At 65.5% G+C, this 12733-nt stretch carries 14 protein-coding genes; 9 read left to right on the top strand and 5 right to left on the bottom strand.

Annotation, left to right across the window (positions count from 1 at the left end):
- Window positions 1-36: 36 nt before the first annotated feature.
- Window positions 37-714, bottom strand: coding sequence for a nitroreductase (locus GC148_RS11905; RefSeq protein WP_291070980.1), 678 nt, complete (start codon window positions 712-714; stop codon window positions 37-39).
- A 137-nt stretch (window positions 715-851) separates the two neighbouring features.
- Here GC148_RS11905 and GC148_RS11900 point away from each other — a divergent pair, with 137 nt between their 5' ends.
- Entirely contained in the window at window positions 852-1319 is a 468-nt protein-coding gene (locus GC148_RS11900; RefSeq protein WP_291070979.1) for a MaoC family dehydratase, read from the top strand.
- A gap of 63 nt (window positions 1320-1382) precedes the next feature.
- Window positions 1383-1865 carry a GFA family protein gene (locus tag GC148_RS11895; RefSeq protein ID WP_291070978.1) on the top strand — a complete coding sequence of 161 codons (483 nt, stop codon included), beginning with the start codon at window positions 1383-1385 and terminating at the stop codon, window positions 1863-1865.
- A gap of 52 nt (window positions 1866-1917) precedes the next feature.
- Here GC148_RS11895 and GC148_RS11890 read toward each other — a convergent pair whose 3' ends face one another.
- The gene (locus tag GC148_RS11890) at window positions 1918-2697 is read right to left on the bottom strand and encodes an SDR family NAD(P)-dependent oxidoreductase (protein ID WP_291070977.1); all 780 of its coding nucleotides are present in this window, start codon (window positions 2695-2697) and stop codon (window positions 1918-1920) included.
- A 78-nt stretch (window positions 2698-2775) separates the two neighbouring features.
- On the opposite strand from GC148_RS11890, the gene GC148_RS11885 reads away from it, so the two are divergent.
- Together GC148_RS11885 and GC148_RS11880 are read left to right on the top strand one after the other, a co-directional pair.
- A complete protein-coding gene (locus GC148_RS11885; protein WP_291070976.1) occupies window positions 2776-3177 on the top strand; it encodes a YkvA family protein in 402 nt (133 codons plus the stop codon).
- 14 nt (window positions 3178-3191) lie between these two features.
- Window positions 3192-3830 (top strand): lysoplasmalogenase, encoded by a 639-nt coding sequence (locus tag GC148_RS11880; protein ID WP_291070975.1) that lies wholly within the window; start codon window positions 3192-3194, stop codon window positions 3828-3830.
- Here the strand turns inward: GC148_RS11880 and GC148_RS11875 are convergent.
- The gene (locus GC148_RS11875; RefSeq protein WP_291070974.1) at window positions 3827-4663 is read right to left on the bottom strand and encodes a TauD/TfdA family dioxygenase; all 837 of its coding nucleotides are present in this window, start codon (window positions 4661-4663) and stop codon (window positions 3827-3829) included. The genes GC148_RS11880 and GC148_RS11875 overlap by 4 nt on opposite strands.
- A 191-nt stretch (window positions 4664-4854) precedes the next feature.
- On the opposite strand from GC148_RS11875, the gene GC148_RS11870 reads away from it, so the two are divergent.
- From GC148_RS11870 to GC148_RS11855, 4 genes are all read left to right on the top strand, one after another.
- Entirely contained in the window at window positions 4855-6018 is a 1164-nt protein-coding gene (locus tag GC148_RS11870) for a phosphoserine transaminase (RefSeq protein WP_366063776.1), read from the top strand.
- A 117-nt stretch (window positions 6019-6135) separates the two neighbouring features.
- Window positions 6136-7731 (top strand): phosphoglycerate dehydrogenase, encoded by a 1596-nt coding sequence (gene serA / locus GC148_RS11865; protein WP_291070972.1) that lies wholly within the window; start codon window positions 6136-6138, stop codon window positions 7729-7731.
- A gap of 112 nt (window positions 7732-7843) precedes the next feature.
- On the top strand, window positions 7844-8449 hold the full coding sequence (locus tag GC148_RS11860) for a flavodoxin family protein (RefSeq protein ID WP_291070971.1): 606 nt from the start codon (window positions 7844-7846) through the stop codon (window positions 8447-8449).
- Between the two features lie 56 nt (window positions 8450-8505).
- On the top strand, window positions 8506-9084 hold the full coding sequence (locus GC148_RS11855) for an acyloxyacyl hydrolase (RefSeq protein WP_291070970.1): 579 nt from the start codon (window positions 8506-8508) through the stop codon (window positions 9082-9084).
- Window positions 9085-9093: 9 nt separating this feature from the next.
- Here GC148_RS11855 and GC148_RS11850 read toward each other — a convergent pair whose 3' ends face one another.
- Window positions 9094-10587 (bottom strand): S8 family serine peptidase, encoded by a 1494-nt coding sequence (locus GC148_RS11850; RefSeq protein WP_291070969.1) that lies wholly within the window; start codon window positions 10585-10587, stop codon window positions 9094-9096.
- Between the two features lie 149 nt (window positions 10588-10736).
- On the opposite strand from GC148_RS11850, the gene GC148_RS11845 reads away from it, so the two are divergent.
- Entirely contained in the window at window positions 10737-12029 is a 1293-nt protein-coding gene (locus GC148_RS11845; protein ID WP_291070968.1) for an adenylosuccinate synthase, read from the top strand.
- Here the strand turns inward: GC148_RS11845 and GC148_RS11840 are convergent.
- Window positions 11974-12690, bottom strand: coding sequence for a hypothetical protein (locus GC148_RS11840; RefSeq protein ID WP_291070967.1), 717 nt, complete (start codon window positions 12688-12690; stop codon window positions 11974-11976). The genes GC148_RS11845 and GC148_RS11840 overlap by 56 nt on opposite strands.
- Between the last annotated feature and the right edge of the window lie 43 nt (window positions 12691-12733).

The following is a 12733-nucleotide window of genomic DNA, read 5'->3' as shown; positions in this document are numbered from 1 at the left end:
CCGCATGGGCGAGCCTGTACTATGCCAGCCTCCGGCCTAGTCCTCAAATCCCCGGAACACAGCCGCCTCGTCCACGGACTTGCGCCGCGAGACGACGGCGTTGGCCGGGAAAGTGTCATCCGGCCAGCCCATGGCGATACAGGTCTGGATCACCTGGTCGTCCGGAATGCCGGCATGTTCGCGCACCACAGGGCTCTGCATGATGCCCTGCGAGTTGATCACGCAGCCGAGCCCCCGGTTCCAGGCCGTGTTGACGATACAGTTGACCACACCGCCGCAATCGAACGGGGCGATGTCGCTGCCCTGGATCGATTTGTCATAGGTGATGACAATGGAGACCGGCGCATCGAACTGGCGGAAACCGCGCAGCACCCAGTCCATCCGCTTCTCCTTGTTATCCCGCTCGATGCCCATGGCCTCGAACAGCTGGATGGCAATCTCGATCTGGCGTTTGCGGTGGTCGCCCTCATAGCCCGGGCCCATCCGGAATTCGCGGCTGTCGGGCACGCCGGCGAGGTTGCGCTCCACATTGCCGGCGCGGATCCGGTCGAGCACCTCGCCCGTCACGACGTAAAAATTCCAGGGCTGGGTGTTCAGCGAGGTCGGCGCCCGCATCGCAATTTCCAGGATCTCCCGGATCAGCGCCTTCGGCACCGGCTTCTTCAGAAAGCCCCGGATGCTCCGGCGGCCCTTCACGACATCATCATATTCCACAGAGCGCTCCTGTCCCGTTCCAGCCCGTGTTGTAGCGCAGCCTTTGGCGTCCGCATCCCCTCCCGTTAGGGCAAGTCTTGCCAACGCCGCCTGTTCGGGCGAGGTCCAGCCCGGACCAAAGCAGCCGGGAAGGGCAGATGAGATATTTCGAGGACATGGTGGTCGGATCGCGCACGCGGTCGTCGCGGACCTACAGGGTCACGCGCGAAGAGGTGATCGAGTTTGCTACGAAATACGACCCCCAACCCTTCCATCTGGACGATGAGGCCGCCAAGGCGACCTTCTTCGGCCGCCTTTCGGCGTCGGGCTGGCATACGGGCGCCATGGTCATGCGCCTGATGGTCGACACCTGGAAGGATTCCGAACCCACGGCCGGCCTCGGCTCGCCGGGCATCGATGAGCTGCGCTGGGTGAAGCCCGTCTACCCGGGCGACGAAATCTCGGTCGAAATGGAACTGCTGGAAAAGCGCCGGTCGCAATCGCGCCCCGACATGGGCATCACCAAGACCCGCCAGACCGTGTTAAACCAGAAGGGCGAAGTGGTGATGACCATGGTGTCCAACGGCCTCGTCCGCGTCCGCGATCCGTCTGCACCGATCGACTGAGCGCACCTGCTTGCCGGAACGTCTGCGGCCTGTAGACTTCGCGGCGTTGAGGGAACCACGAACATGACCCAGTCACTTCAGGGCGGTTGCGCCTGCGAAACCGTGCGCTACAGGCTGACGCGCGCGCCGATGATCACCCATTGCTGCCATTGCACCTGGTGCCAGCGGGAGTCCGGTTCGGCGTTCGTGATCAACGCGGTGATCGAGTCTTCGGCGGTCGAGCTTCTGGGCACGCCCCCGGAAGTCATTCTCACGCCCAGCGAGAGCGGCAAGGGCCAGCTGATCGCACGCTGCCCGGATTGCCAGGTCGCCGTGTGGAGCCATTATCCCACCGCGCGGGAGGCGGCCGCTTTCATCCGTGTGGGAACATTGGACGACCGCACCGCGATCTCGCCGGATGTGCACATCTATACCGCCTCAAAGCTGCCCTGGGTCCATCTGGCGGATAACAAGCCGGCCTTCGCGCAGTTCTATCCCGACACCGCCACCGTCTGGAGCCCCGAGGCCCTCGCGCGCTGGTCGGCGGTGATGGCATCGCGCACATGAAAAAGCCCGCTCCGGAGAGCGGGCTTTCCCGTGTCATAAGACAGGCGTTCGCTTAGCGCGGCGCCATGCGGATCGCGCCGTCGAGGCGCACGTCTTCACCGTTGAAGTAGGCGTTGCGGCACATTTCCACGGCCAGCGAGGCATACTCGTCCGGATTGCCGAGACGGGCCGGGTGGGGCACCTGCGCGCCGAGGGCGGCTTTCACGGGCTCCGGCGCAGCGGCCAGCAGCGGCGTGTTGAAGATGCCCGGCAGGATCGTGTTCACACGGATGAAATCGCGGCTGAGGTCGCGGGCGATCGGCAGGGTCATGCCGACCACGCCGCCTTTGGAGGCGGAGTAGGCGGCCTGGCCGATCTGGCCATCTTCAGCGGCCACCGAAGCGGTGTTGACGATTGCGCCGCGCTCACCGTCGATCGGGTCCAGTGTCAGCATGCCGGCCGCCGACTTGGCGATGCAGCGGAAGGTGCCTACGAGGTTGATCTGGATAATCAGGTTGAACTTGTCGAGCGGGAAGTGGCTGATTTCGCCGGTATTCTTGTCGCGACTGGCGGTCTTGATGGCGTTGCCGGTGCCGGCGCAGTTGATCAGGATCCGCTCCTGGCCTATGGCGGCGCGCGACTTGGCAAAACCGGCATCGACGGAGGCTTCGTCGGTCACGTTGACGTTACAGAACACGCCGCCGAGTTCCTTGGCGAGGGCTTCGCCTTTCTCGGCGTTCAGGTCGAACAGGGCGACCTTGACGCCATAGCTGGCGAGTTTGCGGGCGGTTGCCGCGCCGAGACCCGAGGCGCCACCGGTGATGACAGCCGAGATGTTCGAATTGAGTTCCATGGGCGAAGCCCTCCTTGTAGTGTGGGTATTGCTTTTGCTGATGACCGCACTGAACTATAATACCCCTAGGAGAGCGCAATGTCTGACGCAGCGGAAATCATCAACACAGTGAAAGGCGAAGGCGGGGTCTACCTGCCCAAGTCGATCCAGCGCAACGAGCGCCGATCGCGCGGCCTGATCCCCAAGCTTCTGCGCTTTGCGGGCCAGATTCCCTTTGCCGACGATCTGGCGGCGGCCTATTTCGCCGCGCGCGACCCGCTGACGCCGATGAAGGCCAAGGCGGTGCTTTTCGCCGCAGGGGCCTATTTCGTCATGCCGGTCGACATGGTGCCCGACGTGCTTGCCGGTCTCGGCTTCACCGATGACGCCACTGTGCTTGCCACCGCGCTCGGCGTGGTCGGTATGCACGTCAAGGATCGCCACCGTGCGATGGCCCGCAAGGTTCTGCGCCTGCCCGAGCCTGTCAGGGATCCTGCCTGAGCCCGAACGCCCTCATGGCCGCGTTCGCGACCGCTAGCGTGGCGGCGCTCGCCTACGGATTCCTGTACAGCTTCCGAGGTGAAGGCCCTGCGCGCGCCGTTCTGAAAGTCTCCGGCATTGTCATCCTGGCGATCACCGCCTTTGCGGCGGGTGGGCCGTGGCTGCTCTGGGCGGCGCTGGCCGCTTCGGCGGTGGGGGATCTGTTCCTGGCCGGCAAGCCGGAGCGCTGGCTGCTGCCCGGCATGGGCGCCTTCTTCCTCGCCCACGTGTTTTACGTGATCCTGTTCTGGCAGCTCGGGGAAGGGGCCGGCTGGTCCCTGCCGGTCAAGGCCGGGCAGGCCGTGCTGGTGCTCGGCGGCGCGATGTATATCCGCTGGCTTGCGCCCCGGCTCGGCCAGATGCGCCTGCCGGTCTTTGCCTATGGCGCCGTGATCCTGATGATGGGTGCCGCCGCGATTGCCTTGCCGCAGGCCTACCTTCTGGTGACGGCGGGCGCGCTGATGTTTATCGCCTCGGACTCGATCCTCGCACACCAGCTGTTCTGCCGCCCGGCCGAGGCCCCGCCGAACAAGCCCGCCTCCTATGCCGTCTGGTTCCTGTATTTCTTCGGCCAGGCCGCCATTACCTGGGGCCTGCTGCACCCCGCCGCTTAGACTGGCTTGTCGCCATTGATCGTCGCGCGCCGCATGTGGCGGCGATGGCCGGGATAGTCGTTCAGCGCGTAATGCCAGGTGCAGCGGTTGTCCCACATCGTCACGTCGCCCGCCTGCCAGCGCACGCGGCAGGTGAAGCGTTCCTCGCGCGAATGCTGGAACAGGTAATCGAGCAGGGGCTTGCTGTCGCGCGTTGACCAGCCGGCAAAGCGCAGCGTGAAGGCCGGGTTCACGTAAAGCCCCTTGCGCCCGGTTTCCGGATGGGTGCGCACGACGGGGTGTTCGTATTCCGGGGCGGTCTCGATCTCCGTCGCCTCCATCGACTTGCGTTTCTGGGCGGACGATCCGTGCACGCCGTACTCGCGCGCCGCCGAATGCACCGCCTTCAGCCCGGCGAGGGTCTCCTTCAGGCCAGGGGAAAGCGCGTCATAGGCGGCCTGCTGGTCGGCAAACAGCGTGTCCCCGCCATAGGGCGGCAGCTCAATGGCATGCAGGATCGAGCCGAGGGCGGGGGTCTCCTCGAAGCTCATGTCGGTATGCCAGCCGCCGCCGAAATTCACCTTGTCTTCCTTCTCCTTGATGATTTCGAGGAGTTCGGGATGGCCCGCCATGCCCTTCACATAGGGATGCACGTTCAGCGTGCCGAAGCGCCGGGCGAAGGCCTTGTGCTGGTCCGGCTGCAGGCCCTTCTGGCCGCGCATGACGATCACCTTGTGATCGAGGAAGGCCTGGTGGACCTGGTCGAATTCGGCATTGGACAGGCCGGACTGCAGGTCCAGGCCGAAGATCTCGGCGCCCAGCGTACCGGACAAGGGAAGGATTTGGAGGCTCATGCCAAGATAGAAGCACCCGCCCGGGACCAGCGCAAGAATTCCCTCCGTTTAGGGAAACTGCAACCGTTCTCCGCGGGTCGGCACGAAAATGTCACTGGTGGAGGCGCCCGAAATATGCGACACCGCGCGCGGGCCAGGCGCCCCCAACGGCGCCCAGCCTATCTGTGAGGATAGGAGTAAAACAGATGAACGTGACCACCGCCAAGCCGGTCGTGCGCCCGGCGTGCCCGCATTTTTCCTCGGGCCCCACCGCCAAGTATCCCGGATTTTCGCTGCAGAACCTGGTGACTGCCGCCCTCGGCCGGTCGCACCGTTCCGGCGATGCCAAGAAGAAACTCAAAGCCGCCATTGATCGCACCAAGCTGATCCTCGACCTGCCGGAAGGCTACCGGGTCGCCATCGTGCCCGCCTCAGATACCGGCGCGGTTGAGATGTGCATGTGGTCGATGCTCGGCGCGAAGCCGGTTGACGTGTTCGCCTGGGAAAGCTTCGGCTCCGACTGGGTGACCGACGCGACCAAGCAGCTGAAGCTTGAGAACTGCAAGACCTACACGGCCGACTACGGCGCGCTGCCGGACTTCTCGAAAGCCCGCGACGATGCCGATATCATCTTCACCTGGAACGGCACCACTTCGGGCGTGCGCGTGCGCGATGCCGACTGGATCAAGCCGAACCCGGACCGGATCGTAATCTGCGACGCGACCTCGGCCGCCTTCAGCCAGGAGATCGACTGGGCGAAGCTCGATGTCATCACCTATAGCTGGCAGAAATGCCTCGGCGGCGAAGCGGCGCACGGCATGCTGATCTTGTCGCCGAACGCTGTGAAGCGGCTGGAGACCTATACGCCGGACCGCGCGCTGCCGAAACTCTTCCGCATGACCAAGGGCGGCAAGCTCGACGAGGACCTGTTCGAAGGCGCCACGATCAACACGCCCTCGATGCTCTGCGTGGAGGACTACCTGCAGGCGCTCGACTGGGTCGAACGGCTCGGCGGCTGGAAGAAGCTGAAAGAGCGTTCCGATGACAGCCTCCGTACCCTGACGGATTGGGAAGGCAAGACGGACTGGGTGCAATTCCTCTGCGCCGACAAGTCCATCCGCTCGAACACCGGCGTCACCTTCAAGATCGTCGATCCGCGCGTGACGGCGCTCGACGAGGCCGGCCAGCGCGACTTCATCAAGAAGATGATGAAGCGCCTCGAGACCGAGAATGCCTGCTTCGACGCCGCCGGCTATGCCAAGGCCCCTCCGGGCCTGCGCATCTGGTGCGGCGGCTCGGTCGAGCCGTCGGATGTCGCCAAGCTTCTCCCCTGGCTCGATTGGGCCTTCCATGAGGAAGCCGCGAAGCTCTCGTAGCCGTACCGCAAAATCGCGGCGCCCCCGCTGAGGTGGGTGCCGCATACCTCCCCATCATATCCTTGACCCTGTCCCCGCTGCCGTGGGGATTCGCGGTTACAGAAGCAGGAAACGCAAATGCCCAAAGTCCTCATCGGAGATACGCTCTCCCCCGCCGCCGTGGAAATCTTCAAGGCGCGCGGCATCGAAACTGACATCAAGGTTGGTCTGTCCAAGGAGGACCTGATCAAGATCATTGGCGACTATGACGGCCTCGCCGTGCGCTCGGCCTGCAAGCCGGACGCCGACGTGATCGCCGCCGCGACGAACCTGAAGGTCATCGGTCGCGCCGGCATCGGCGTCGACAACATCGACATCAAGGCCGCCACCGCCAAAGGCGTCGTGGTGATGAACACGCCGTTCGGCAACGCCATCACCACCGCCGAACACGCCATCGCGATGATGTTCGCCGCCGCCCGCCAGATCCCCGCAGCCAACAATGACACGCAGGCCGGCAAATGGCCGAAATCCGGCTATATGGGTCTTGAGGTCTCCTACAAGACGCTCGGCCTGATCGGTTGCGGCAATATCGGCAGCCGCGTTGCCGAGCGCGCCATCGGCCTGAAGATGAAGGTCGTCGCGTATGACCCCTTCCTCACTGAGGAACGCGCTGTCGAGCTGGGTGTTGAGAAGGTGGAGCTGGGCGAACTCCTGAAGCGCGCCGACGTGATCACGCTGCACGTTCCGCTCACGGATCAGACCCGCAACGTGCTGTCGCGCGAAGCGTTGGAGAAGACCAAGAAAGGCCTGATCCTCGTCAATTGCGCGCGTGGCGGCCTGGTCGACGAGGCGGCGGTGCGCGACCTGCTCGAAAGCGGCCATCTCGCAGGCGCCGCTTTCGACGTGTTCGCGGTCGAGCCGGCGAAGGAAAACGTCCTCTTCGGCGCGAAGAATTTCGTCGCCACGCCCCACCTTGGCGCCGCCACGGTCGAGGCGCAGGAGAATGTTGCCCTGCAGGTTGCCGAACAGATGGCGGACTATATCCTCACCGGCGCCGTCACCAACGCGCTGAATATGCCGTCGGTGACGGCCGAGGAAGCTCCGCGACTGAAGCCCTTCGCAGCGCTCGCCGAAAAGCTCGGCAGCTTTGCCGGGCAGATCTCCGATTACGGATATGATGAAGTGGTCATCGAGTATGAGGGCGAGGTGGCCGATCTCAACCGCAAGCCGCTGACCGCCGCTCTCCTCTCCGGCCTGCTGCGCGCCTCGCGCGGTGATGTGAACATGGTGTCGGCCCCGGCGATCCTGGCCGAGAGCGGCGTCAAGCTGACCGAGACCAAGACTGAGTCGAGCCCGATCTATGACAGCCTGATCCGCGTGAAAGTGAAGACCAAGGCGACGAAGAATGCCCCCGAAGGCGGCTGGCGAACGCTGGCCGGCGCGCTGATCGGCGGCAAGCCGCGCATCGTCGAGGTGAAGGGCATGGCGCTGGAAGGCGATTTCTCGCCTTTCACGCTGTACGTGAACAATATCGACAAGCCGGGCTTCATCGGCGCGCTCGGCCAGATGTTGGGCGAGGCGAAGGTCAACATCGCCACCTTCCACCTCGGCCGTCAGGCCGCCGGCGGGGAGGCGATTGCGCTTGTCGGTATCGACTCGATGCCGCCGGCCGCCGTGCTCGAAAAGCTCGATGCCCTGCCGCAGGTGCGTTATGCGAAAGTGTTGAGCTTCTAAGCCTTCCGTCTGCGCTTCATGCGCAGCGGGCATAAATCCTATCCGGATGGGGCGGGCTGATCTGCGGATCGCCCGCCCCATTTGAACCGGGTCCTCAACACAGGAGCCCGTCATGGCCAGGATCGCGATCGTCTATCATTCCGGCTACGGCCACACCGCCAAGGCGGCCGAGCATGTCCGCAAGGGCGCCGCCGCCATACCCGGCGCCAACGTCACCCTCTACAAGGCCGAGGATCTCGCCGCGCCCGACAAGGGGCCGTGGGACGAACTCGCCCGGGCCGACGCCATCATCTTCGGCGCGCCCACCTATATGGGCTCGGCGTCGGGCGGCATGAAGGTGTTCATGGATGCCGCGTCGAAAGCCTGGTTCACCCGCGCCTGGGCGAACAAGATCGCTGCCGGTTTCACCGTCTCGGGTTCGCTGTCAGGCGACAAGACCGTCACCCTCCAGCAATTCGCTACCTTCGCCGCGCAGCAAGGCATGATCTGGGTCAGCAATGACCAGCCGAGCGGCTACAACGCCACGACGACCGACTTTGCAACCGCACATAACCGGGCGGGCCACTTCCTCGGCCTCGGCGTGCAGGCGCTGACCGATCTGCCGGCCGACCAGACGCCGGACCGGTACGAACTGGAGACCGCAGAACGCTTCGGAAAGCGTGTCTCTGAAGCAACCCTCCGCTGGGCTCGCACCCCGGCCCAGGCCGAACTGGCTTGACGGAGGCGGCGCATGGGCGCGATGCCTCGTGACAGGTTTGTCATGAAGGATTGCCCATGCGCCGTTTCGTAACTTCGCTCGCCCTTGCTGCCGTTCCAGCCCTGGCCGCCCAGGCCGGCCCGGTAGATGAAGTCCGCATCGGGGTCGTGCAGCACAACATGTGCGTGCTGGACTGCGACAATGCCGACAAGGAAGGCGGGCCGAACATCAATGGCGAGATCGTGTTCAAGTCTCCGGACGTGCTGGACATCATCTGGAGCCCGCGGCCCTACATCATAGGCAGCGTGAATACGGCCGGCGATACCAGCTTCGGCGGTGTCGGCCTCGAATGGACCTGGTATTTCGCCGAGGGCTGGGCGTTCGAGCCGGGCGTCGGCTATGTCGTCCATGACGGCGAACTGAACTTCCCCTATCCGCAGGGCGATCCGCGAAATGATCCGATCTCGGCCGAAAAGGTCTTCTTCGGGTCGCGCGACCTGTTCCGCACGAACCTCTCCCTGAACCGCGACATCAATGAAGCCTGGGGCGTGCAGCTGATGTACGAACACCTCAGCCATGGCCAGATCCTCGGCAATGGCCGCAATCAGGGTCTCGACAATATCGGTGTACGGATCATCTACAAGTTCGGCGAATAAGGCCGCCGGTCAGTCCGTCTGGGAAAGGACGAGTTGGCGGAAACGCTGACGGTCCGTCATCGGATGGCAGGCGACCACTTTTTCCACTTCGCCCGGCGTCGCCGGTGGTGGGCCTGGCTGGACCGGCAAGCCGCGGTCGAGGAGTGCGAGGCAGTCGAGCACACCCGCGCCGTAGCGGCGCGCCCAGCCCGGCGGCACCCGCGCGGATTCCCGCAGCAGGTGGGCGAAGTAATCGTGCAGGCTGAGATGCGCCAGTCCGGCCGCTTCGAGGCAGGCCTCGCGGCCGTGATGGGCGAGCCAGAGCGCAGCCGCGCCGGCCGTCATCGCGGCGGCGTAGGAGGTGCCCTCGCCGCGTTCATGATAGGCGGCGGCGCCCTGGCTCGGCCGGGCCGCCAGTACCCATTGGGCGGGCGCGGCCACATCGACATTGCCGAGCGCGTCCCAGCTGGCGAAGGGCCAGGGCGTGTCGCCGGGCTGGATGCCCGACACGCCGATACAGTTGCGGCTGATCGCCGGCGCCACGGTGAACTGGACGCAATTGCCCGCCGCCGCCACGAGGATCACCTGCTTGCTCTTGGCATAGCGCAGCGCGTCTTCGAGGCCTGAGGCGAGCGACAGACCGCCGAGGCTCATGCTGATAACATGGCAGCCGTCATCGGCGGCGCGCCGGATCGCCTGGGCCACGCGGCCCATCTTGTTGAGCACGGCGACATGACGCACGGCGCGGTAGGGCACGGTGCGGGCGCGCGGGGCGACGCCGCTGATGCGATGGGTCGCGCGGCTGACCATGACCGAGGCGGTGGAGCCGCCATGGCCCGGCGTGCCGGCATAGTTCATCGGATCGCGTCCGGGCCGGGTCCGCTGGATGAAATCATAGCCGGAGTCCGGATCATACGTGCCGTCGATCTCGACATGCGGGGAATAGCCGGTGTCGATCTGGCCGATCCGGATACCTTCGCCGCCGGGCGCCTGCCCGGCGCGTTTGGCCAGCGCCAGCGCCTCGCTGGCCCGGATGCTGGTCCGGCTCCACGACCAGTCATGATCTTCTGGTGGCAGCCCGACCGAGCAGAATTGGGCGAGGGCAACGGTCGGCGCCGGGCCGGCAGCGGTCTTGCCGTGCCAGTCAAAATCCGCCTTGGCCTGCCGGATCCAGGATTGGTTCTGTTCCAGCCATTCGGCGTAGGCGAGGGCGGCCAGGGCATGCTCGGTGGGCTGGCGCGAGGGATCGGCAAAAAGGTCCACGATGAAATGCGTGTCCTCGCCGTCGCCGTTTTCCAGTCCGGCCCGCAGGGGCTGGACCCGCAGCGCGCCATACGGGATCCGGCGCGTGCCGGGCCCGCTGTGCAGGGCGGCCGACATGCGCTCCTGCGCTTCGCTTGTCAGCATGCGCCGGCTGGTTTCGATCAGGAAGCTGGAAGTCTCCCGCACGCGGGATGCGGACAGTTCGCTGTCCGGGTAGCGCTCTGAGGTTAGGAAGCGGAGGTAGGGGGTCGGATCTGACATGGTTGCTCCGGCGCGATGATTGTGTCCGCTACAGCAAATTGAAAGAATATTCCACCTCAGACAGAACACAATTTGCCCGCGCGCATCTGTCCCTTGCAATTCGGCGCCAATTCCTGCCCTTGTCGCCGCGGCTGCAAACGGAGCGGGATATGTCAGGAGTCGTGGTCGTTGGCGCCCAGTGGGGCGACGAAGGCAAGGGCAAGATCGTGGACTGGCTGTCGGCGCGCGCCGATGTGGTGGTCCGCTTCCAGGGCGGCCACAATGCGGGCCATACGCTGGTCATCGACGGCAAGGTGTTCAAGCTGGCACTGCTGCCGTCCGGCCTGGTGCGGGGCGGCAAGCTGTCGGTGATCGGCAATGGCGTGGTGGTCGACCCCTGGCACATGCTGACCGAGATCGAGGGCATTCGCGCGCAGGGCGTGGACGTGACCCCGGAGAGCCTGGTCCTCGCTGACAATGCCTCGCTGATCCTGCCCTGGCACAAGGACATCGACGCCGCGCGGGAAGGGGCCCTCGGCGCCGCCCAGATCGGCACCACCAAGCGCGGCATCGGCCCGGCCTATGAGGACCGTGTTGGCCGGCGCGCCATCCGCGTCGCCGATCTTGCCGACCCCGCCGCGCTTGACATGAAGATCGAGCGCCTGCTGGCCCACCACCGTCCGCTGCGGATCGGCCTCGACCTGCCGGAGCCGGATGGCGCGCAGCTGAAGGCGGAGCTCCTGAAGATCGCGCCGCAGGTGCTCGCTTATGCCCAGCCGGTCTGGAAGCTGCTCGACGAGCAGGTGCGCAAGGGCAAGCGTATCCTGTTCGAAGGCGCGCAGGGCGTGATGCTCGACGTGGACCATGGCACCTATCCGTTCGTCACCTCATCCTCCGTGGTTGCCGGCAATGCCAGCGCCGGATCGGGCGTCGGCCCGGGCGCGATCTCTTATGTGCTCGGCCTCGCCAAGGCCTACACGACGCGCGTCGGCTCCGGCCCGTTCCCGACCGAACAGGACAACGAAATCGGCCAGCGCCTTGGCACCATCGGCAAGGAAGTCGGCGTCAACACCGGTCGCCCCCGGCGCTGCGGCTGGTTCGACTCGGTGATGGTGCGCCAGGCCTGCGCGACCTCGGGCGTTACCGGGCTCGCGCTCACCAAACTCGACGTGCTGGACGGGTTCGACGAGATCAAGGTATGCGTCGCCTACAAGCTCAACGGCAAGACGATCGACCATTACCCCGCCGGCCTGACCGATCAGGCGGCGGTGGAGCCGGTGTATGAAACGCTGAAAGGCTGGAGCGGCTCAACACGGGGCGCGCGCAGCTGGGCGGACCTGCCGGCCGAGGCGGTTGTCTATGTGCGCCGGCTTGAGGAACTCGTCGGCAAGCCGTGCGCGCTCGTCTCTACCTCGCCGGAGCGGGAAGATGTGATCCTGATGCGGGATCCGTTTGAGGGCTGAGTGTCTTTGGCGCAGCCTTGCCGCGCCTGCAGGGTGAGGACGAACCCGGAAGCGCCAGTTCGAGGCGCATCGCCATGTCGTCCAGTGCCTTGAAGACTTCTGTGCCGTCCGGGCCGAGGGGCCGGGCCTTGAAGCCGGGAGGCCGGAAATAGGACAGCGTGGTACGCGGACTGGGACGCTTCATCCGTTGGCGGAGCAGGCGGCGCGCAAGCCAAATGGGATCGGCGAAGGCCGCTTCAACCACCGGTGCACGCGGGGCAGGCGGAGGCGGCGGCGCGAAGCAAGCAATCGAGATGCTCGGACGCTGGTTGACCGGTAGCCAGTTGGTGCGCGGTCCGGGGCGGGCTTCCGTGAGACGGAAAACCGGTCGGCTTGGGTTGGCCGAGGCGGCGCGGATCGCCGGGCGCGGAGGCGGGGCCCGGCGCGTGGGCGCGAACGAGGATGGTTTCGGCGCGGGCAGTTCATCCGCCAGCAGACGAAGGGCGCGCCGCATCAACGCTTCGGCCGGAGTGATCAGACGGCGCAGGGTCCAGTGCAGGGCCTTGAAGCTGCCGGCGGCGAGGCGCGCGGCGATCTCGCCGATCCGCCAGCCGATCAGCGCCTGCGCATAAGTCAGCAGGCGGTCGGAGCAATCACCCGGAGGCGGAGGGGTCTGGTCCATACGCACAGTATAAACCCGCCCGCAGGAGTGTTGCGTTCTCGGG

This window comes from Hyphomonas sp., assembly GCF_016125515.1.
Lineage (GTDB): Bacteria > Pseudomonadota > Alphaproteobacteria > Caulobacterales > Hyphomonadaceae > Hyphomonas.
This window is presented reverse-complemented; position numbering and strand designations above follow the sequence as displayed.

Excerpts from the sequence above, each read along its gene's own strand:
- GC148_RS11900 (WP_291070979.1), top strand. The coding sequence starts at position 852 with ATGAGATATTTCGAGGACATGGTGGTCGGATCGCGCACGCGGTCGTCG.
- GC148_RS11895 (WP_291070978.1), top strand. The coding sequence starts at position 1,383 with ATGACCCAGTCACTTCAGGGCGGTTGCGCCTGCGAAACCGTGCGCTAC.
- GC148_RS11890 (WP_291070977.1), bottom strand. The coding sequence starts at position 2,697 with ATGGAACTCAATTCGAACATCTCGGCTGTCATCACCGGTGGCGCCTCG.
- GC148_RS11885 (WP_291070976.1), top strand. The coding sequence starts at position 2,776 with ATGTCTGACGCAGCGGAAATCATCAACACAGTGAAAGGCGAAGGCGGG.
- GC148_RS11880 (WP_291070975.1), top strand. The coding sequence starts at position 3,192 with ATGGCCGCGTTCGCGACCGCTAGCGTGGCGGCGCTCGCCTACGGATTC.
- GC148_RS11875 (WP_291070974.1), bottom strand. The coding sequence starts at position 4,663 with ATGAGCCTCCAAATCCTTCCCTTGTCCGGTACGCTGGGCGCCGAGATC.
- serA (WP_291070972.1), top strand. The coding sequence starts at position 6,136 with ATGCCCAAAGTCCTCATCGGAGATACGCTCTCCCCCGCCGCCGTGGAA.
- GC148_RS11860 (WP_291070971.1), top strand. The coding sequence starts at position 7,844 with ATGGCCAGGATCGCGATCGTCTATCATTCCGGCTACGGCCACACCGCC.
- GC148_RS11855 (WP_291070970.1), top strand. The coding sequence starts at position 8,506 with ATGCGCCGTTTCGTAACTTCGCTCGCCCTTGCTGCCGTTCCAGCCCTG.
- GC148_RS11850 (WP_291070969.1), bottom strand. The coding sequence starts at position 10,587 with ATGTCAGATCCGACCCCCTACCTCCGCTTCCTAACCTCAGAGCGCTAC.
- GC148_RS11845 (WP_291070968.1), top strand. The coding sequence starts at position 10,737 with ATGTCAGGAGTCGTGGTCGTTGGCGCCCAGTGGGGCGACGAAGGCAAG.
- GC148_RS11840 (WP_291070967.1), bottom strand. The coding sequence starts at position 12,690 with ATGGACCAGACCCCTCCGCCTCCGGGTGATTGCTCCGACCGCCTGCTG.